17 protein-coding genes, 2 tRNA genes and 1 pseudogene are annotated in these 19,628 nt (G+C 56.8%); 7 read left to right on the forward strand and 13 right to left on the reverse strand.

All coding sequences use genetic code 11. The annotated features are described in order from the left end of the window. Positions 1-54: 54 nt before the first annotated feature. Both recQ and pldA read right to left on the reverse strand, forming a co-directional pair. Positions 55-1,884 (reverse strand): ATP-dependent DNA helicase RecQ, encoded by a 1,830-nt coding sequence (recQ, locus tag QRD42_RS04025; RefSeq protein ID WP_072571108.1) that lies wholly within the window; start codon positions 1,882-1,884, stop codon positions 55-57. Positions 1,885-1,952: 68 nt separating this feature from the next. Further along, entirely contained in the window at positions 1,953-2,822 is an 870-nt protein-coding gene (gene pldA / locus QRD42_RS04030) for a phospholipase A (protein ID WP_321988232.1), read from the reverse strand. Between the two features lie 158 nt (positions 2,823-2,980). On the opposite strand from pldA, the gene yigI reads away from it, so the two are divergent. Together yigI and rarD are read left to right on the forward strand one after the other, a co-directional pair. Continuing rightward, positions 2,981-3,448: an acyl-CoA thioesterase YigI gene (gene yigI, locus QRD42_RS04035; RefSeq protein ID WP_072571295.1), complete on the forward strand. Its 468-nt coding sequence runs from the start codon at positions 2,981-2,983 to the stop codon at positions 3,446-3,448. A 57-nt stretch (positions 3,449-3,505) separates the two neighbouring features. After that, positions 3,506-4,402 carry an EamA family transporter RarD gene (rarD, locus tag QRD42_RS04040; protein ID WP_072571106.1) on the forward strand — a complete coding sequence of 299 codons (897 nt, stop codon included), beginning with the start codon at positions 3,506-3,508 and terminating at the stop codon, positions 4,400-4,402. Positions 4,403-4,441: 39 nt separating this feature from the next. Here the strand turns inward: rarD and corA are convergent, their stop codons facing one another. From corA to lptM, 8 genes are all read right to left on the reverse strand, one after another. Further along, positions 4,442-5,392, reverse strand: coding sequence for a magnesium/cobalt transporter CorA (corA, locus tag QRD42_RS04045; protein ID WP_072571105.1), 951 nt, complete (start codon positions 5,390-5,392; stop codon positions 4,442-4,444). Between the two features lie 152 nt (positions 5,393-5,544). Next, on the reverse strand, positions 5,545-5,601 hold the full coding sequence (ysgD, locus tag QRD42_RS19580; RefSeq protein ID WP_368073599.1) for a YsgD/CorL family protein: 57 nt from the start codon (positions 5,599-5,601) through the stop codon (positions 5,545-5,547). A gap of 148 nt (positions 5,602-5,749) precedes the next feature. Then, the gene (gene uvrD / locus QRD42_RS04050) at positions 5,750-7,912 is read right to left on the reverse strand and encodes a DNA helicase II (protein WP_318362584.1); all 2,163 of its coding nucleotides are present in this window, start codon (positions 7,910-7,912) and stop codon (positions 5,750-5,752) included. 137 nt (positions 7,913-8,049) lie between these two features. Next, the gene (gene yigB / locus QRD42_RS04055) at positions 8,050-8,766 is read right to left on the reverse strand and encodes a 5-amino-6-(5-phospho-D-ribitylamino)uracil phosphatase YigB (protein ID WP_321988233.1); all 717 of its coding nucleotides are present in this window, start codon (positions 8,764-8,766) and stop codon (positions 8,050-8,052) included. Then, the gene (gene xerC / locus QRD42_RS04060; RefSeq protein WP_321988234.1) at positions 8,766-9,668 is read right to left on the reverse strand and encodes a tyrosine recombinase XerC; all 903 of its coding nucleotides are present in this window, start codon (positions 9,666-9,668) and stop codon (positions 8,766-8,768) included. Before xerC ends, yigB begins: the two co-directional genes overlap by 1 nt. After that, on the reverse strand, positions 9,665-10,372 hold the full coding sequence (locus tag QRD42_RS04065) for a DUF484 domain-containing protein (RefSeq protein WP_321988235.1): 708 nt from the start codon (positions 10,370-10,372) through the stop codon (positions 9,665-9,667). The genes xerC and QRD42_RS04065 overlap by 4 nt, the downstream gene beginning before the upstream one ends. Continuing rightward, on the reverse strand, positions 10,369-11,193 hold the full coding sequence (gene dapF, locus QRD42_RS04070) for a diaminopimelate epimerase (RefSeq protein WP_072571100.1): 825 nt from the start codon (positions 11,191-11,193) through the stop codon (positions 10,369-10,371). Before dapF ends, QRD42_RS04065 begins: the two co-directional genes overlap by 4 nt. A 37-nt stretch (positions 11,194-11,230) precedes the next feature. After that, a complete protein-coding gene (gene lptM / locus QRD42_RS04075; RefSeq protein WP_072571099.1) occupies positions 11,231-11,434 on the reverse strand; it encodes an LPS translocon maturation chaperone LptM in 204 nt (67 codons plus the stop codon). A gap of 135 nt (positions 11,435-11,569) precedes the next feature. On the opposite strand from lptM, the gene cyaY reads away from it, so the two are divergent. After that, complete coding sequence (gene cyaY / locus QRD42_RS04080) at positions 11,570-11,929, forward strand: iron donor protein CyaY (RefSeq protein ID WP_321988236.1); 360 nt, start codon at positions 11,570-11,572, stop codon at positions 11,927-11,929. Here cyaY and cyaA read toward each other — a convergent pair. After that, positions 11,890-14,424: pseudogene (cyaA, locus tag QRD42_RS04085) on the reverse strand (class I adenylate cyclase); the annotation flags it as partial. The gene cyaY and the pseudogene cyaA sit on opposite strands and share 40 nt — an antisense overlap. Before the next feature lie 338 nt (positions 14,425-14,762). On the opposite strand from cyaA, the gene hemC reads away from it, so the two are divergent. From hemC to hemY, 4 genes are read left to right on the forward strand one after another with little or no spacing between them, the layout of a single operon-like run. Then, a complete protein-coding gene (gene hemC / locus QRD42_RS04090; RefSeq protein ID WP_318377424.1) occupies positions 14,763-15,704 on the forward strand; it encodes a hydroxymethylbilane synthase in 942 nt (313 codons plus the stop codon). Next, on the forward strand, positions 15,701-16,441 hold the full coding sequence (hemD, locus tag QRD42_RS04095; RefSeq protein WP_318375155.1) for a uroporphyrinogen-III synthase: 741 nt from the start codon (positions 15,701-15,703) through the stop codon (positions 16,439-16,441). The genes hemC and hemD overlap by 4 nt, the downstream gene beginning before the upstream one ends. A gap of 21 nt (positions 16,442-16,462) precedes the next feature. Next, a complete protein-coding gene (gene hemX / locus QRD42_RS04100; protein WP_072571094.1) occupies positions 16,463-17,635 on the forward strand; it encodes a uroporphyrinogen-III C-methyltransferase in 1,173 nt (390 codons plus the stop codon). A gap of 2 nt (positions 17,636-17,637) precedes the next feature. Continuing rightward, the gene (gene hemY / locus QRD42_RS04105; protein WP_321988237.1) at positions 17,638-18,834 is read left to right on the forward strand and encodes a protoheme IX biogenesis protein HemY; all 1,197 of its coding nucleotides are present in this window, start codon (positions 17,638-17,640) and stop codon (positions 18,832-18,834) included. A gap of 573 nt (positions 18,835-19,407) precedes the next feature. Here the strand turns inward: hemY and QRD42_RS04110 are convergent. Both QRD42_RS04110 and QRD42_RS04115 read right to left on the reverse strand, forming a co-directional pair. Then, a tRNA-Pro gene (locus QRD42_RS04110) sits at positions 19,408-19,484 on the reverse strand. Between the two features lie 37 nt (positions 19,485-19,521). Beyond that, positions 19,522-19,607 (reverse strand) — tRNA-Leu (locus QRD42_RS04115). Positions 19,608-19,628 lie beyond the last annotated feature (21 nt).

The following is a 19,628-nucleotide window of genomic DNA, read 5'->3' on the forward strand; positions in this document are numbered from 1 at the left end:
TCGCGGGGAAATAAATGATCAGGATCTCATCCTGACACTTTTTTACGTCCTTGACTACTCGTCATCGTCACCATCGACATGCGAGCGGATCAGCGCCATAAACTCTTTGCCAAAACGTTCGAGCTTACGCATCCCCACGCCGTTAACGCTCAGCATTTCGCTGGCGGTGATCGGCGTCTGCTCCGCCATCTCAATCAGCGTTGCATCGTTAAATACCACATACGGCGGGATATTCTCTTCATCGGCAATGGCCTTACGCAGTTTGCGCAGTTTGGCGAACAGCTTGCGGTCATAGTTGCCGCCGAAGACTTTCGGGTTATTACGCGCTTTGATGGCCACCACGCGCGGTACGGCGAGCTGCAGCGGGACTTCCGCCCGCAGGAACGGACGCGCGGCCTCGGTAAGCTGTAGCGCTGAATGCTGGGCGATATTTTGCGTTACCACGCCAAGATGGATCAGCTGGCGGATCACGCTGACCCAGTGCTCGGTCGTATGGTCGCGCCCTTCGCCGTAGATTTTAAGTTTGTCATGGCCCAGTTCGCGGATACGCTGATTATTCGCGCCGCGCAGCACTTCCACGACATAACCCATACCGAAGCGCTGGCCAACGCGATAAATCGCCGACAGCGCCTTTTGCGCGTCCATCAGCCCGTCGTACCGGCGCGGCGGATCGAGGCAAATATCGCAGTTGCCGCACGGCTCCTGACGACCTTCACCAAAATAGTTGAGCAGCACCAGACGGCGGCAGGTTTGTGCTTCCGCGAACGCCCCCATGGCGTTCAGCTTGTGGCGCTCGATATCCTGCAGCTGGCCGGGCGGCTTCTCTTCCAGACATTTACGCAGCCAGCCCATATCGGCCGGATCGTAGAACAGCATGGCTTCAGCGGGCAGGCCGTCACGCCCGGCGCGACCGGTTTCCTGATAGTAGGATTCGATATTGCGCGGAATGTCGAAATGCACCACAAAGCGCACGTTCGGCTTGTTGATGCCCATGCCGAAGGCTACCGTCGCCACCACGATTTGCAGATCGTCGCGCTGGAACTTCTCCTGAACTTCGGCGCGAACGCTGTTTTCCAGCCCGGCATGATAGGCTCCGGCGCTGAAACCCCGGCTTTGCAGACGGGCGGCGGTGTCTTCCACTTTGGCGCGGCTGTTACAGTAGATAATGCCGGATTTGCCTTTCTGATCCTGCACATAACGCAGCAGCTGATCGAGGGGCTTGAACTTTTCCATCAGCATATAGCGGATGTTCGGGCGGTCGAAGCTGCTGACCTGGATCAGCGGATCCTTAAGACCCAGCAGGTGCACAATATCATGGCGGGTGGTGTCGTCAGCCGTGGCGGTCAGCGCCATAAACGGCAGCGCCGGGAAGCGCGCACGCAGCTGCCCCAGGGCGGCGTATTCCGGGCGGAAATCATGGCCCCACTGGGAAATACAGTGCGCTTCATCGACGGCGACCAGTGCCGGGTTCCAGTGAGCAAGATGCTCAAGGAAGTTATCCAGCATCAGGCGTTCAGGAGCGATGTACAGCAAGCGGATTTGACCGTTTCTACAGCCCGCCATCACCTCTTGCTGCTGCTCGCGGGTTTGTGTCGAGTTAAGACAGGCGGCGGCCACGCCGTTCGCCAGCAGTTGATCCACCTGGTCTTTCATTAGCGAGATCAGAGGAGACACGACAATGGTCAGCCCTTCGAGCACCAGCGCCGGGATCTGATAGCACAGGGATTTGCCGCCGCCGGTGGGCATCACGACCAGACAGTCGCGGCCTTCCAGCACGGTATCAATGATTGTTTGCTGACCGGGGCGGAATTGCTGATAGCCGAAGGTTTCCTGCAAGACCTGTTTCGCCAGCGATGCCTGATTCATTACTTCCGCCTGCGCCACATCTACCCCATTTACCTGAAATAAAAACAGGCGCTATTTTCAGCGCCTGCGAGTGAAACTGCAATGCCTTAGAACAGATCGTTTAGCATAACGCCAACGCCGACACGCGTCTGGTTAAAGTTGTAATCAATTAATGATTCGCCGTAACCGCTATAAACCTGAGTATAAAGACGGACATGGCGGGTGATCGGATAACTCACGCCCAGTTCTGCGCCGCCGTAACCGGTATTCCAGTTATATTGCCCTTTTGCGCTCAGGATAGCTTCCCCCAGCTGATAACCCACTTTCAGCTGGTAGTAGCCCATATATTTGGTGATGTCCGGATTGTCGTCGGTATCGCCCACCACGTACCAGGGCTTCACTTCCACCAGCCAGTTGCTGTTCTGCGCCATCAGGCGGGTATAAACACGGTTCCAGCTACGGGATGTCGGATCGGAGCGACCGTTAGAGTCGTGGTTAAAACCAAACTCCACATCGCGCAGCGTCCAGCCAGCCAGCTCGTAGTCGGTGGCAAAGCCGAGGAACAGCTGGGGTTCGTAGTTGGTTTCGCGGAACGGGGATGACTCGCCGCTGTTGGAGAGCTGCCACCAGGATTTCTGCGTATAGGATGCGCCAAGCACCGAGTTCGGCCCCATGATCCCGCGCCAGAACGGGAAGGCCAGACTCAACTGAAACTTCACTTCATCTTTGCGTGAGTTTTTCGCCCAGTTGTAAGTTTCGATTGCCTCTTTGTTCAGATCGCTGGTGGCCGTGTAAATGGCATAGTTCGATTCATACGGATACAACGTAAAAGGATTATCGTGCTCTTGTAAAAGGTTGGCGATGATACTCCCCCGCACTGCCGGGGCGTCATGCACGGCTTTAACCGTCGCTTCCTGCGCAAATGCTGTAAACGGCAGCGCAACGGCCGTCAGAAACCAACCCAGAAACGTCCGCATCGGTCTTGCTCTCCTGAACAAAAAATAGAGGTGAATAATAATCAGACGCCCATTCTACATATTTATTAATTAACTGCGCAGTTATCGTTTCTGAAAGTGGAAATCAACATTGGCGAAGCATAAAATCAACATTTCTTTAACCAATGGATCAGGTGATTATGTCAGCCGTCCTTACAGCCGATGAAGCGTTACAGCTGGTCGGTGAGATTTTTGTTTATCATATGCCCTTCAACCGCGCGCTGGGACTGGAGCTGGAACGCTACGAAAAAGACTTTGCCCAGCTGAGTTTTAACAACCAGCCGATGATGGTGGGTAACTGGGCGCAGAGCATTTTACACGGCGGGGTAATCGCCTCGTCGCTGGACGTCGCCGCGGGGCTGGTGTGCGTCGGCAGCACCTTAACGCGTCACGATACGATCAGCGAAGATGAGCTTCGCCAGCGCCTGTCGCGCATGGGCACTATCGATCTGCGCGTCGATTATCTGCGTCCGGGCCGGGGAAATCGTTTTACCGCCTCCAGTACTTTGCTGCGCGCCGGTAATAAAGTGTCAGTCGCCCGCGTTGAACTGCACAATGAAGAACAGCTGCATATCGCCACCGCCACGGCGACGTATATGGTAGGTTGAGCGGCAGAGATCGGGTAAAATGTCGTTACTTTTTAGTAACAGATGTTGGATGTACCCATGGATGCAAAGCAGACGCGGCAGGGGGTATTGCTCGCCCTCGCCGCTTATTTTATTTGGGGTATCGCACCGGCCTACTTCAAACTGATCGATTTCGTTCCCGCCAGTGAAATTCTGACCCACCGCATTATCTGGTCGTTCTTTTTCATGGTGGCGCTGATTAGCGTAAGCCGTCAGTGGTCGCAGCTGAAGAAGCTCCTCAGCCAGCCGAAAAAAATCCTGCTGCTGGCCCTGTCGGCGGTGTTAGTTGGCGGCAACTGGCTGCTGTTTATCTGGTCGGTGAATAACCATCATCTGCTGGAAGCCAGCCTCGGCTATTTTATTAATCCGCTGGTGAATATTCTGCTCGGAATGATTTTCCTCGGCGAGCGTTTTCGCCGTATGCAGTGGCTGGCGGTGCTGCTTGCCGGTTGCGGCGTGCTGGTGCAGCTGTGGACCTTTGGCTCGCTGCCGATCATCGCGCTGGGCCTGGCCTTCAGCTTTGCGTTTTATGGCCTGGTGCGTAAAAAGATCGCCGTTGACGCGCAAATCGGCATGCTGATCGAAACGCTGTGGCTGCTGCCGGTCGCCGCCATCTGGCTGTTCGGCATCGCCGATACCGCCACCAGCCATATGACGCAGAACCCGTGGTCGCTGAATCTGTTGCTGATGGCGGCGGGCGTGGTGACGACGATCCCGCTGCTGTGTTTTACCGGCGCGGCGACGCGTCTGCGCCTGTCCACGCTGGGCTTCTTCCAGTACATCGGGCCGACGCTGATGTTCCTGCTGGCGGTGCTGTTTTACGGCGAAGTGCCGGGCGCGGATAAGATGGTCACCTTTGGGTTTATCTGGGTGGCGCTGGCGGTGTTTGTAATGGATGCGCTCTATACGCAGCGCAGGGTCCGGAAAGGGTTGTGATGTTTTGCCGGGTAAGCGAAGCGCCATCCGGCATAAACACTACAGCCAGTTACGGCGCTTGAAGTACAGATAGGGCGCCAGTCCCGCGAGCATCATCAGAATGATCGCCCCCGGATAGCCGAAGCTCCATTTCAGCTCCGGCATAAACTCAAAGTTCATACCGTAGCTTGAAGCCACCAGCGTCGGCGGCAGGAACACCACGGACACCACCGAGAAGATCTTGATGATGCGGTTCTGCTCGATATTGATAAAGCCCATCGCCGCCTGCATCAGGAAGTTAACTTTCTGGAACAGGGATTCATTGTGCGGCAGCAGGGATTCGATATCGCGCAGGATCTCACGCGCCTGCTCCAGCTGACCGCCCGGCAGGCGCGCCTTACGCACCAGGAAGTTCAGCGCGCGCTGGGTATCCATCAGGCACAGCCGTACCTTCCAGCCGATATCTTCCTGCTCCGCCAGCGCCGACAGCGCTTCGTCGTACTCATCGCCCTGCTGGCCTTCCATAATGACGCGGCTCAGCTTTTCCAGGTCGCTGTAAATATTTTCGATCTCATCCGCCAGCTGTTCGATTTTGGTCTCGAACAGATCGAGCAGCAGTTCGTAGGCGTTGCCGTCGATCATCGCCTGGCTGCGGGCGCGCATACGGTATAACCGGAAAGCGGGCAGTTCACGTTCACGCAGGGTAAACAGACGGCCATCGCGAATGGTGAACGCCACGGTGGAGTTACCGGCGTGATCTTCCGCATCTTCAAAAAAGAAGAAGGAGTGAATGTGCAGGCCGTCTTCATCTTCAAAGAAACGTGCCGAGGCTTCGATGTCTTCCAGCTCGGGGCGGGTCGCCAGGCTTTGCCCCAGTTCGGACTGTACGCGGTGTCGCTCATCGTCATCCGGTTCGACCAGATCCACCCAAACGGCGTCAATAAGGGGTTGTGACTCTTCCGCTTCCAGACGAGTCAGGCGATTATTTTCCAGTTGAAATGCGCTCAGCATGACCGGGACTCCCAATGCAAAAATTATCGGACAGTTCGGTGGGCACACAGAAACAAATTGGGTTTCAGACCATTAAACAGCCTGACTCAGTGCGACGGGTAAAAAAAGCGGTCGCTGACAACCACTAAGGCCATCAGCGCGAGGAGATAGCCTTAGGAGTTGTTCCTGGATGACAGGGAATTGAGCCAGCATCTACTGGGTGTGTCCAAGGCGAATGTCCTCTTAGCGTAATCGTGCGCGCATGTTACGCCAGCAGAAAAATGGCGTCAACACGCAACGGAACGGCTGAGGATATTAATTAACCTTCCCGGTATAAGGCTAGCAGAATATTACAAAATTATGATATTTTTCTTAATGTTACACCGTTTCCAGCTTCGCATAGGCGGCTACCAGCCATTTGATGCCCTGACCGGGGAACGCGATTTGCAGACGGCTGTGCTCGCCGCTGCCTTCCAGATTCACCACCGTACCTTCGCCGAATTTTGCATGGCGCACGCGCTGTCCCAGCTTAAAGCCGGAATCGCTTTGGGTGATGGGCGTACCTAACTGCTTGTGCGTCACCGGACGGCTGATGCTGGCGCGCAGACGCACCTCCTCCACGCACTCTTCCGGCAGCTCGCCGATAAAGCGTGACGGGCGGTGATAAACCTCTTTACCGTACAGACGGCGGGTTTCCGCATAGGTGATGGTCAGTTTTTGCATGGCGCGGGTAACGCCCACGTAGGCCAGACGGCGCTCCTCTTCCAGACGGCCGCCTTCATCCAGCGACATCTGGCTCGGGAACATGCCCTCTTCCACGCCGACGATAAATACCTGCGGGAACTCCAGCCCTTTCGCGGAGTGCAGCGTCATCAACTGCACCGCATCCTGCCAGGTATCCGCCTGCCCTTCGCCCGCTTCCAGCGCTGCGTGGGACAGGAATGCCTGCAACGGCATCAGATCTTCTTCTTCGTCGTTGTAGCTGAACTGGCGCGTTGCCGTCACCAGTTCCTCTAAGTTCTCCACGCGCGCCTGGCCTTTTTCGCCTTTCTCCTGCTCATACATGATGAACAGCCCGGAATCTTTGATCACCCGGTCCGCCTGCACGTGCAACGGCATGTCGGAGGTTTCCTGCGCCAGCGCTTCGATAAGCTCCATAAAGCGTTGCAGCGCGCTGGCGGCGCGGCCTGCAAGGGCTCTCTCCTGCAATAATTCCCGGCTGGCCTGCCACAGGGTCAGCTGCCGGTCGCGCGAGGCCTGACGTACCACGTCCAGCGTACGGTCGCCTATGCCCCGCGTGGGGGTGTTCACCACGCGTTCGAAGGCGGCGTCGTCGTTACGGTTGGCGATCAGACGCAGATAAGAGAGCGCGTCTTTGATTTCCTGACGTTCGAAGAAGCGCATGCCGCCGTAAATGCGATACGGCATCCCCACCTGCAGGAGCGCCTCTTCCAGCACGCGCGACTGGGCGTTGCTGCGATAGAGAATGGCGCACTGCTCCAGCGCGCCGCCGCTTTCCTGCCAGGCCTTGATGCGGTTCACCACGAAACGCGCTTCGTCGAGCTCGTTAAAGGCGCAGTAGAGCGAAATCGGATCGCCATCAATGCCTTCAGTCCACAGCTTTTTCCCCAGTCGCCCGTTGTTGTTTTCAATCAGGGCGTTGGCGGCACGCAGAATATTGTTGGTGGAGCGGTAGTTCTGCTCAAGACGGATGGTTTCCGCACCGGGGAAGTCGTTCAGGAAGCGCTGGATGTTTTCCACCTGCGCGCCGCGCCAGCCGTAAATCGACTGGTCATCGTCGCCCACAATCATCACCTTACCGGTATCGCCTGCCAGCAGGCGGATCCAGGCGTACTGAATGTTGTTGGTATCCTGGAATTCGTCCACCAGAATATTGGTGAAGCGCTCGCGGTAGTGATTGAGGATGTGCGGCTTATTGAGCCATAGCTCATGGGCGCGCAGCAGCAGTTCGGCAAAATCCACCAGCCCTGCGCGATCGCAGGCTTCCTGGTAAGCCTGGTAAACTTTCTGCCAGGTCTGCTCCACGGGGTTGCCGAAGCTCTGAATATGATGCGGACGAATGCCTTCGTCTTTCTGACCGTTGATGTACCACATCGCCTGACGCGGCGGCCACTGCTTCTCGTCGAGGTTCATGGCTTTGATCAGGCGACGTAACAGACGCAGCTGATCTTCGCTGTCGAGGATCTGAAAATCCTGCGGCAGATTCGCATCCATATGGTGCGCGCGCAGCAGACGGTGCGCGAGGCCGTGGAACGTCCCGACCCACATGCCGCCCTGGCTGTTGCCCATCAGCTGGCTGATACGGTGGCGCATTTCCGCCGCCGCTTTGTTGGTGAAGGTCACCGCCATAATGGAGTACGGCGAGCAGTTTTCTACCGTCAACAGCCAGGCGATACGGTGGACCAGTACGCGTGTCTTACCGCTGCCTGCGCCTGCCAGCACCAGCATATTGGTGCGCGAGGCGGCTACCGCATCACGTTGTTTGTCATTGAGGCTGTCGAGCAGGTAAGAAACGTCCATTGGCACCGCCACGTAGTAATCAGAAACAGAACGAATTGCCTGGTGGCGCTTCGCTTACCGGGTCTGCGTTATCGCAGGGCGGACAAGCAGAGCGCCATCCGCCAAAACCCTGGTATTTTATACAGAACTATTGGTGATTATATCAGCGAGGTCAGAGATGCCAACTGCGAAATTTCAAGGTGCGGCAATAAACGGCTGTCGGTGGCGGTCATCAGGCTGGCCCCTTGCGGTTTGATCCAGCACGCCTGCATGCCATAACGGATCGCCCCGGCCACGTCAGTGGTGAGGTCGTCGCCCACATGCAGGATCTCCCCTGCGGGCACGCCGAGCTTTTCCGCCGCCAGCTGATACATATCGCTGAAGGGTTTCGAGCGGCCGTGCGGACCGGCGCGCAGCACAAAGGCAAAGTAATGACCCAGACCGAACCGTTCAGGCTCGGCGTTGCCATTGGTGATGGCCACCAGCGGCCACTTTTTGCCCAGCGCCGCCAGAGTGTCGTGCGTGGCCTGCGGCACATCAATGCGGCTGCGCCAGTGGGCGAAGTTTTCCATGGCGGCACGGGCGCCGGCATCGGCCTCTTCCGCGTTCAGTCCGGCGTTCAGCATCGCCTGCATCACTGCCCGACGCCGCCATTCGGTTACGTCATGATAAATATCCGGCTCGCTTTCGCGTAACGCCTGGCGCAGCTGCTGAAAATCGCCCTTTTGCAGCGCCTTCAGCGCCGGATGGTAATTTTGTACGAAGGTCAGCGATTCCTGTTCGGTACGCAGGATCACCGGATGGTTGTCATACAAGGTGTCGTCGAGATCGAACGTCAGGGCCGAAATGTGGCCCAAAGGACGGTAAAAACGCATTATTTCCCCCGTTTGGCGCGCGGATGCGCCGCGTCATACACTGAGGCAAGATGTTGAAAATCAAGGTGGGTATAGATCTGCGTGGTGGACAGGTTCGCGTGCCCCAGCAGCTCCTGCACGCCGCGCAGATCGCCGCTCGATTCCAGCATATGGGTGGCAAAGGAGTGACGGAGCTTATGGGGATGAACATGGCTGTTCAGCCCCTGCTTAATACCCCACTCCGCAAAGCGTTTCTGCACGTTACGCGCGGAGATCCGCTTACCAAGCTTCGATAAAAACAGCGCGTCCTCATCGCTGCCAAACAGGCCGCGCAGATCCAGCCAGTGCTCGATCCAGCTTACCGCGTTACGGCCAATCGGCAGACGGCGCTCTTTGCTGCCCTTCCCCATCACCCATACTTCACCGGTTGATAAATCCAGATGTTTGATGTCGAGCCCGATCAGTTCGGACAGTCGCAGGCCCGCGCCGTACATCACCTCCAGCATCGCCCGGTCGCGCACCGCCAGCGGATCGTTGAGATCGATATCCAGCAGGCGGTTAACGTCATCGACATCAATATTTTTCGGCAGATGGCGCGGGGCTTTCGGGGCGGCGATGCCTTTTGCCGGATTGGCGGGCAACTCGCCCTGCGATACCAGCCAGTCAAAGAAACTGCGCAGGGCAGACAGGCGCAGCGCAAGGCTGGCCGCGCCAAGGCCATGGCGACGGCTGCGAACCGCAATAGTGCGCACGCTGGCGGCATCACAATCTGCCCAGCGGGTGATGCCGGTTTCCCCGGCGATCGCCATGATGGCGTCAAGCTGACGCCGGTAGTTGAGCAGCGTGATGGGGCTGAGCTGGCGCTCAACGCCCAGGTAGCGCAGAAAACGGGTTACCGCATGGTCAAGAGAGGTGTCGCTCATATGCGCTCGATCCAGCGCTCCAGCAGCTCCGGCAGCATCAGCGCAATCTCCTGAAGCAGCTGCGTTCCCTGCCCTTGCTGATAATGGTGCACATCGCGGCTGCTGAAGAGGATCACCCCAAGATCGCCGTCACGCCCCATCATCGACATCGCCACCGAGCCGATGGCTTTCGCGTCAGGGAGTATCACCAGTAATTCCGGGCCGTTCAGGGTACCAAGATAGTGATTTTCATGACCAAGGCGCTGAATACGCAGCGGCTCAAAGGCCTGACGGCTCAGCGCCAGATGGGTGAAGCCGGACGGCGCGCCAATGCGCCAGCGATCGGGGAATAAACGAATGCTCGCCCCCGCCAGGCCTAATTCACGCGCCCAGCGGTGAAAACGGTTGAGCAAATCCTCAAGGCTGCTGGCGGACGCCAGACGGCCCTGTAAACGCAGCAGGCGGTTAAACAGGCTTTCGTTGGTACTGGCCTGCTCCATCAGCAGCGTCATATTCTCTTCGAGCACATTGATGTGATGCCGGGCGCGGGCCATCTGCCATTCGACGAGAGAGACGGCGCCGCGCACCGGGTGCGGCACGTGGAGGAGTTCCACGGCGCGCGCATTACGGATAAAGAACTCAGGATCGCGCAGCAGATACTCCACCACATCACTGTCATTGAGTGTGGCCGTCGCTTCCTGCTGTTCTTCCCCTGTCTGCTTCATAAATGAATAAATCCGTCGTAAACATGTGTCGCCGGGCCAGTCATATACAGAGGATGGCCCGGCCCCTTCCAGGCGATGTCGAGACGCCCGCCCGGTAAATCCACGCGCACCTCTTCCGCCAGTAAGCCTTGCTGAATGCCGACCGCAACCGCCCCACAAGCGCCGCTGCCGCAGGCCTGGGTTTCACCGGCACCGCGCTCAAAGACGCGCAGGCGGATCTGTTCGCGCTTTACTACCTGCATAAAGCCGATATTAGCCCGCTCCGGGAAGCGCTCATGGCTTTCCATGGCCGGGCCGAGGGTTTCCACCGGCGCGCTGTCGACATCATCCACCTGAATGACGCAGTGCGGATTGCCCATAGAAACCACGCCGCAGAGAATAGTCTGCTCGGCAACGCGCATAATATAGGTCTTTTCCGCTTTGTTGGCGCGAAACGGCACCGCGGACGGCTCGAAGTTTGGCTCGCCCATATTCACGCGCACCAGCTCATCTTCCGTGACGCTCAGCACCATGCGGCCATTGGCGGTGCTGACGCGAATATCGCGTTTATTGGTCAGCCCTTTCAGCCGCACAAAGCGGGCGAAACAGCGCGCGCCGTTACCGCACTGGGAGACTTCGCTGCCATCGGCGTTAAAGATGCGGTAATGAAAATCGAGATCCGGATCGTAAGGCGGTTCGACGATCAGCAGTTGATCAAAACCCACGCCCAGATGTCGGTTGGACAGACGGCGGATCAGCTCTGGCGAAAAAAAGACATTCTGCGTTACCGCGTCGACGACCATAAAATCGTTGCCAAGGCCATGCATTTTAGAGAACTGCATCATCTACTCCATTCCCGCGGTTACAGAATAAAATCTGTTAGTAATTTACCTGAGTAGGGCCGTCATTGTTGCCACGATCGTTACGCGTTGGCGTCAGTTCTTGCTCGGTGCTTTCTACCTTTTTGGTCGGCGGCGGCGCTGACTTATCGGCTGGCGGGAAATAGAGCGGGCCTTTCAGACCACAGCCGGCCAGACTGCATAACGCAACGAAAACAAAAAGCGTTCGGAACACATTCTTCATTATGGTTTGCCTGTAAGTTCATGCTTGCTGTTTCTATCATCGCAGGAGAAGCCGCAAAAGCAAGAGTTTGCGCACCTCCTGCATTGGGAATTGTTTCGCGTTATACTCGCGGCATCACGAAAAAAAGGAAAAAAAATGAACGATTCAGAATTCCATCGCCTGGCCGATAACCTGTGGCAGACCATTGAAACCCGTCTGGATGAATGGGACGGCGACGGCGATATTGACTGCGAAATCAACGGCGGCGTGCTGACCCTGACGTTCGAAAACGGCAGCAAAATCATCATCAACCGTCAGGAGCCGCTGCATCAGGTGTGGCTGGCGACCAAACAGGGCGGCTACCATTTTGATTTGCAAGGCGATGAGTGGATTTGCGATCGCAGCGGCGAGCGCTTCTGGGATCTGCTGGAGCAGGCCGCCACGCAGCAAGCGGGCGAAGCAGTCAGTTTCCGNNAAGAGAAATACTGCTGCAACAGCGGAGCGTCGTCATCCTGATTGGCAGGAGGAACGGCGCTGATTGTCTGATTGCGGAACGGGATCACCTGCGCGCGCCCGTTCACCTGCACAATCTGATAGAACTGCGGCAGGTTGAAGTTGATAAAGCTTGAGCCGTAGGTAAAGCGATCGTGCGACGAGGAGTAGAAGCGGCTGACGTCGCGTACCAGTTCCTCGGTGCTGCCTTCACAGTGGTGATACACCTCTGCGCGGTTGCTTTCATCAAGAATGTAGATCGTAAAGCCGTTGTTATCCGCTGAAGCTTCGAAGAAGAACTGGATAATGCCCTCGCTGGCAAAACCGTCCACCACCGGCGGCAGTTTGACCTGATTGGTCTCGACCTGCACCGACAGCCCGTGCAGTTTATTGTGGGAAATGGCACCGTAAAACTCGATGGCATTTTCCAGCTTCTGCACTGACACGTTCAGACGTTCAAAGAACAGTCCCCAGGTTTGCCCCGCCACGCGCAGCGCTTTGAAGCGCCCGGTTTCCTGACGGGTGCTGGAGAGGCGTAATTCGATGCACTCGGACACCAGCTGCTGCACGCGGGTACGGATCAGACCGCGCAAATGCTGGCTGTAGCAGAACACCTCGACGCTGTCCGGCGGCGCGGCGTCCTGATGCATTTTGCCGAGAATGGTTTTCAGCGCTTCGATCATCGCCTGCTCGCCGTTGAAGTGCAGGGTACGCACTTCATTCCATGAGTTGCGATAAAGCAGATCGACGCTGCCCACCAGGCAGTTTTGCTGCTCGCCGAAGCTGAATACGTCCAGCTTACGGAAATCAAAATGCACCACCTGATTGCGGAAGGCCGCCGTCGGGTCATATTCCAGATTGACGATAATCGCCAGATGGCGAATTTCACACGGGCTGTAGAGCGCTTTCGGCGTCGGCGCGGGTAAACGCAGCGGGAAGTGGTGCGACACATCCGCCACCATTTCCTGCAGCTTCGCCAGATCCGCCACGCCGTTGCCCTTAATAAACAACCGGGTGCGTGAAGTCAGCAGGCCGTTAAACCACGCCCAGGCCACCAGCTTATTCAGGTAACGGTTATATTCCAGCGGCTGATGGCTGATGATGGCGTCCATGCTTGGCGCACGGTTGTAGAGATACCAGCCAGCGCGATTGGCGCGGCCCGGCGGCACATGGATAAAGGTCAGATTCGGTTCCGAAAGATCCGGCGAAATCTGCGGGTTAACCAGCGTCACTTTGCCCGGCAGCGCTTCAAAGGCGGCGTACAGTTTACGCGTCAGCACGCCGATATCCTGCGGACTGGCGGAAACGCTTAAATTATTGCGGCGCGCGAAACGGATCAGGTTGCGATAGGTTTGCATCATCGCATCCAGCAGTTCATTGTGCGCTTCGCGTACCTGTTCGATTTTCCAGTTGGCGCGGTTGTCGAGCATGGCAAGCCGTTCATCGTCCCAGCCCCACTCTTTCACCAGCGAACTGACCACTTCACGACGCCAGCCCACGCAGGCGCGTTCGCGGCTCAGTTTTTCGCATACTTTCAGGTAGAAGCAGCGGCGTACCAGGTCGAGACGGGTAAAATCTTCGATAGCCGTCAGATAGGCGGTCACGCGCTCCAGCATCATGCAGTAGTGATCGAGACCAAAAGAGACGATCTCGCCGTCGTGCAGACGCTGTTTGATGTCTTTCGCCAGCAGGCGGGTATTCGGATATTCCCAGGAATAGGCTTCCAGCAGCAGCGTTTTCAGCACCGCTTTGTAGGGGGAATCGATGCTTTTATACAGCTGCCACAGGCTGGCGCCGAAGTACTCTTCGGCGGACAGGGAGCTTAAGCCGCCCAGATCCAGCCATTCGTTTGGCGTCAGCACGCCCTGCGCGTAAAGCGACATGACGTAATCGTCGTAATGATCTTCTTCGTCGCCCGGCACCATATTCCACAGAATACGTTTCCCGGCCAGACGCACCGCGGTGCGATAGAATTCGTCGAGCAGCAAAATATGCTGCGTGGAGCCGCAGTCTTCGCCGCCGAGGCTGCCGCTTTCGTTATGACGGAAGCGGTTTTCATCGATCAGGAAGAAGCTGACTTCCACGCCAAGGGAGGCGGCCCAGCTTTCCAGCAGGCTGCATTTGCGCTGCAAAAGCTGGCGCTCGTCGTTATCGAGCCAGGACTGATGGCAGACCCAGATGTCGAGATCCGAAGAACAGCTTTGCCCCACCGACGAGGTACTGCCCATGGAGTACACGCCGGTAATCGGCAGTTCGCCCTGCGGAGGGGTGTCCTGCGGCGGCAAGTCGAGTTCGTTCAGATAGTGAAGTTGGGTTTCATCAGGCGTGTAAAGGCAAATACCACTGGGAACGTTACCGTCAAGGTAACCCGGCATCAGCGGATGGTGGTAATGCAGCAATGTAGGCAGCAGACTGTATACCTGCTGGAAAGCAGGTCCCATAGCAGCCAGCGCGCGATCGACACGCAGTTGGTTTATGGCATCCAGTCTCTGTTTCAGAGTCTCAATATAGAGGTACAAGACGTATCGCCTGATGTTTAAACCTTCCCGGTTGCGGTTGCGATGGCCTTCCCGTCACCGAACTGTTCAGATTTCAGTATTTCAAAATTACCCGTCGCCACTTTTTCGCCCTTGTGATTTTAGGAGTACAGTCGAAAAAATGGTCTAAAACGTGATCAATCTAACACCTTGCCGATTGACCGTAAAGAAAGATGCACTACATACAAGTGTAGCATCAATCATTATGTGTAAATTCCCAAATACGGCTACGTCCCTCTTTCCCGCAATCCTCCGTGAAACCTGACACCCTATGGCAACAATGTTAGGATGGTCAACGGACGATAATGACGGTAACAAGCATGTTAGACAATGTTTTAAGAATTGCCACACGCCAAAGCCCCCTTGCGCTCTGGCAGGCACAATACGTTAAGCAGCGCCTGATGGCGTGCCATCCGGGCCTGACCGTTGAGCTGGTGCCTATGGTGACGCGCGGCGATGTGATCCTCGATACGCCGCTGGCAAAAGTGGGCGGTAAGGGATTGTTTGTTAAAGAGCTGGAACTGGCGCTGATTGAAAATCGTGCCGATCTGGCCGTCCACTCAATGAAAGATGTGCCGGTTGAGTTTCCGAAGGGGCTGGGCCTGGTCACCATTTGCGAGCGTGAAGACCCGCGCGATGCCTTTGTCTCCAATAATTATGACAGCCTCGACGCCCTGCCCGCAGGCAGCATCGTTGGCACGTCAAGTTTACGCCGCCAGTGTCAACTGGCCGAACGCCGCCCGGATCTGGAGATCCGCTCGCTGCGCGGCAACGTCGGCACCCGTCTTGGCAAGCTGGATAAGGGCGACTATGACGCCATTATTCTGGCGGTCGCCGGTCTCAAGCGTCTTGATCTGGAAGATCGTATCCGCATGGCGCTGCCGCCTGAGCTGTCGCTGCCCGCCGTTGGTCAGGGCGCGGTCGGTATCGAGTGCCGTCTGGATGATACCCGCACCCACGCCCTGCTGGCTCCGCTCAATCATGCCGATACCGCGCTACGCGTAAAAGCCGAGCGGGCGATGAATACGCGGCTGGAAGGCGGCTGCCAGGTGCCGATTGGCAGCTATGCTGAATTAGTCGACGGTGAGATCTGGTTGCGGGCGCTGGTTGGCGCGCCGGACGGCACCGTGATGATCCGCGGTGAGCGACGCGGTAAGCCTGAAGAGGCAGAACAGCTGGGCATTTCCCTTGCCGAAGAGCTGCTGGCGAACGGCGCGCGCGAGATCCTGACCGAGGTCTATAAAGGAGAAGCACCCGCATGAGTATTCTGGTCACCCGCCCGTCCCCAGCCGGGGAAGAACTTGTGAGCCGTCTGTGCGCACAGGGCCAGGTGGCCTGGAGCTTCCCGCTGATTGAATTTACCCCAGGGCGGGAGCTGGCGCTGCTGCCGGAAGTGTTTGCCGCCCTGACGGCGAACGATATGGTTTTCGCCGCCTCACAACATGCCGTCACCTTTGCCAGCGCGCATTTGCGTAAGCTTGGCCTGCGCTGGCCCCACGGGCCGCACTATTTCGCTATCGGCCGCACCACGGCGCTGGCATTGCACACCGCCAGCAGGCTCAACGTGCGCTATCCTTCGGATCGGGAAATCAGCGAAGTGTTGCTACAATTACCTGAATTACAAAATATTGCAGGCAAACGCGCCATCATTTTGCGCGGCAACGGCGGACGAGAATTGCTCGGGGATACGCTGGCGTCACGGGGCGCGGATGTCGAATTTTTTGAATGTTATCAACGCTGTGAGAAGTCTTACGATGGCGCGGAACAGGCGATGCGCTGGCAGTCTCGCGGGGTCACGGACATTGTGATCACCAGCGGCGAGATGCTGCGGCAACTTTTCGACCTGATCCCCGCCTGGTATCGTGAAAACTGGTTACTTCGCTGCCGCCTGATTGTGGTCAGCGAACGTCTGGCGAACCTCGCCCGGGAACTGGGCTGGCAGGACATTAAGGTCGCTGATAATGCTGACAACGATGCGCTGCTTCGCGCATTACAATAACTTTCATAATGGGAAGCCATAATGACGGAACAACAGAAAGACTCCGCCGTGGTCGATGAAACCAGGGAGGCGGTGGACACCAGTCCACAGCCAGAAAAAGCACCAGAACATGAACGCGCGAACGCGAATAAAACCAGTCTTGTGCTCAGCGCCATTGCGATTGCCATCGCGCTGGCCGCCGGAGTTGGGCTGTATGGCTGGGTGAAACAGCAGAACGCGACACAATCCGAAACCAGCGATGCGCTGGTCAATCAGGTTACTGCCCTGCAAAAAGCGCAGGAAACGCAAAAGACCCAGTTCGAGGGCATCATTAAGCAGCAGGCTTCACAGCTGGAAGAGGCGCAGCGTCAGCAGGCGACGCTGGCGAAACAGCTTGAGGACGTGCAGCAAAAAGTCGCCACTATTTCCGGCACCGACGCCAAAACCTGGCTGCTGGCGCAGGCAGATTTCCTCGTCAAACTGGCCGGGCGTAAACTGTGGAGCGATCAGGACGTCACCACCGCTGCGGCGCTGCTGAAAAGCGCCGATGCAAGCCTCGCCGACATGAACGATCCGAGCCTCATCACTGCCCGCCGCGCCATTACTGATGACATCGCCAGCCTTTCCGGCGTCGCGCAGGTGGATTACGACGGCATCATCCTCAAAGTGAACCAGCTGTCCAACCAGATCGATAATCTGCGTCTGGCGGACAACAACGACGACGATTCCCCGATGGATTCCGACAGCAGCGAGCTGTCCAGCTCCATCAGCGAGTGGCGCGTCAACCTGCAAAAAAGCTGGCAGAACTTTATGGACAGCTTTATTACCGTGCGTCGTCGCGATGAAACGGCCGTGCCGCTGCTGGCGCCGAACCAGGACATCTACCTGCGTGAAAACATTCGCTCGCGCCTGCTGGTCGCCGCCCAGGCCGTACCGCGTCATCAGGAAGAGACCTACAAACAGGCGCTGGATAACGTCTCCAGCTGGGTACGTGCTTATTACGATACCGACGATGCCAGCACCAAAGCCTTCCTGGACGATATTGATAAGCTGAGCCAGCAAAGCATCACCATGAACGTGCCGGAGACGCTGCAAAGCCAGCCGATCCTTGAAAAACTGATGCAGACCCGCGTGCGCAATCTGCTGGCACAGCCGGGTGCGGCCGCGGGTGAGGCTGCGCAAGACGCGCCTGCCGCTGCGCCGCAGGGAGAATAATCATGTTAAAAGTATTATTACTCTTTGCATTGCTGTTAGCCGGGATCGTGCTCGGGCCGATGGTCGCCGGGCATCAGGGTTACGTACTGATCCAGACGGACAATTACAATATCGAAACCAGTGTGACCGGCCTTGTGATCATTCTGATCCTCGCCATGGTCGTACTCTTTGTGATCGAATGGATCTTACGTCGCATTATACGCACCGGGGCACATACCCGCGGCTGGTTTGCCGGCCGTAAACGCCGCCGCGCCCGTAAACAGACGGAACAGGCACTGCTCAAGCTGGCGGAAGGCGATTATCAGCAGGTTGAAAAGCTGATGTCGAAAAATGCCGATCACGCTGAACAGCCGGTGGTGAACTACCTGCTCGCCGCTGAAGCCGCCCAGCAGCGCGGGGATGAAGCGCGCGCCAATCAACATCTGGAGCGCGCCTCGGAGCTGGCGGATAACGATCAGATCCCGGTGGAAATCACCCGTGTTCGTCTGCAACTGGCGCGCAATGAAAACCATGCGGCGCGCCACGGCGTCGACCGACTGCTGGAAATCACCCCGCGCCATCCGGAAGTGCTGCGTCTGGCGGAGCAGGCGTATATCCGTACCGGCGCCTGGAGTTCTCTGCTTGATATTCTGCCTTCCATGGCAAAAGCGGACGTCGCCGATGAAACCCATCGCGATGCGCTCGCTCAGCAAGCGTGGATTGGGTTGATGGATCAGGCCCGCGCCGATCAGGGCAGCGATGGCCTGAAAGCGTGGTGGAAAAACCAGAGCCGCAAAACGCGTCAACAGGTGGCGCTGCAGGTGGCGATGGCTGAACATTTAATCGAATGTGACGATCATGACACTGCCCAGCAGATCCTGCTTGATGGCCTGAAACGCCATTACGACGACCGGCTGGTCATGGTGATCCCACGTCTGAAGACCAATAATCCTGAGCAGGTGGAAAAAGTGCTGCGTCAGCAGATCAAAACCCAGGGCGATCGTCCGCTCCTGTGGAGCACGCTGGGTCAGTCGCTGCTTAAGCATGGTGAATGGAAAGAAGCCAGCCTGGCGTTCCGTGCCGCGCTGAAACAACGTCCGGATGCCTTTGACTACGCCTGGCTTGCCGATACGCTGGATCGTCTGCATATGCCTGAAGAAGCCGCCACTATGCGTCGTGACGGTCTGCTGTTGACCCTGCAAAACAACCCGCCGCAGTAATTTCCCCCATCGTCACCCTCTCCCACCGGGAGAGGGCATAAAAAAATGCCCGTTCTGAAACCAGAACGGGCATTAACAGGTCTGTGTGACAACAAATCGGTGCTTCACTCAACGTTGTGTCCATGGTGTTTGATGAGGCCGAAGCGACATCTGTCTGTGGACGATAAGCACCATTAAATGGCTCTGCGTCATTCCTGAGTTTATGAGGCACTAAGGCGAACATAAGAGGTGGAATGAGCATCTACATATATATTATTGCACAACCCGTGCCAGATTTTTATCCCTAAATCTCGTAGCTCTGAATCTTTTAATATTTTTGGATTTTCATCACGTTACGCGTCAGGTCACAGGTAATTTTGTGATGTTGCGCGGGAAAATTGTCGCTTAATGGCGACAAAATGGAGTCATTATAAAAATATTATTAGAAAACAGCGGGATACCTGTCTCCTATCCGCGACATTCATCGGCGGCGACGTCGTCGAAAAGCAACAATCAGGAAACAACAGGGAAAAGAGGCGATAACAGTGAGGAACGGCAGAAAACAAAAAACCCCGCCGAAGCGGGGTTCAAAATTGGTCGGCGAGAGAGGATTCGAACCTCCGACCCACTGGTCCCAAACCAGTTGCGCTACCAAGCTGCGCTACTCGCCGAAATACTGCTTTTTGACTTTTTAGTTAAATCAATTTGTGGTGCGAGGGGGGGACTTGAACCCCCACGTCCGTAAGGACACTAACACCTGAAGCTAGCGCGTCTACCAATTCCGCCACCTTCGCATTCCACGGTACTCTTTGTAA

This window comes from Enterobacter sp. PGRG2 (genome assembly GCF_030291195.1).
In the GTDB taxonomy this organism is placed as follows: domain Bacteria; phylum Pseudomonadota; class Gammaproteobacteria; order Enterobacterales; family Enterobacteriaceae; genus Enterobacter_D.

Bases quoted from the DNA above. Each gene is read 5' to 3' on its own strand.
- pldA (WP_321988232.1), bottom strand. From the start codon at position 2,822: ATGCGGACGTTTCTGGGTTGGTTTCTGACGGCCGTTGCGCTGCCGTTT.
- lptM (WP_072571099.1), bottom strand. From the start codon at position 11,434: ATGAAGAATGTGTTCCGAACGCTTTTTGTTTTCGTTGCGTTATGCAGT.
- hemC (WP_318377424.1), top strand. From the start codon at position 14,763: ATGTTAGACAATGTTTTAAGAATTGCCACACGCCAAAGCCCCCTTGCG.
- yigB (WP_321988233.1), bottom strand. From the start codon at position 8,766: ATGCGTTTTTACCGTCCTTTGGGCCACATTTCGGCCCTGACGTTCGAT.
- uvrD (WP_318362584.1), bottom strand. From the start codon at position 7,912: ATGGACGTTTCTTACCTGCTCGACAGCCTCAATGACAAACAACGTGAT.
- xerC (WP_321988234.1), bottom strand. From the start codon at position 9,668: ATGAGCGACACCTCTCTTGACCATGCGGTAACCCGTTTTCTGCGCTAC.
- rarD (WP_072571106.1), top strand. From the start codon at position 3,506: ATGGATGCAAAGCAGACGCGGCAGGGGGTATTGCTCGCCCTCGCCGCT.
- QRD42_RS04065 (WP_321988235.1), bottom strand. From the start codon at position 10,372: ATGAAGCAGACAGGGGAAGAACAGCAGGAAGCGACGGCCACACTCAAT.
- yigI (WP_072571295.1), top strand. From the start codon at position 2,981: ATGTCAGCCGTCCTTACAGCCGATGAAGCGTTACAGCTGGTCGGTGAG.
- hemX (WP_072571094.1), top strand. From the start codon at position 16,463: ATGACGGAACAACAGAAAGACTCCGCCGTGGTCGATGAAACCAGGGAG.
- hemY (WP_321988237.1), top strand. From the start codon at position 17,638: ATGTTAAAAGTATTATTACTCTTTGCATTGCTGTTAGCCGGGATCGTG.
- dapF (WP_072571100.1), bottom strand. From the start codon at position 11,193: ATGCAGTTCTCTAAAATGCATGGCCTTGGCAACGATTTTATGGTCGTC.
- hemD (WP_318375155.1), top strand. From the start codon at position 15,701: ATGAGTATTCTGGTCACCCGCCCGTCCCCAGCCGGGGAAGAACTTGTG.
- corA (WP_072571105.1), bottom strand. From the start codon at position 5,392: ATGCTGAGCGCATTTCAACTGGAAAATAATCGCCTGACTCGTCTGGAA.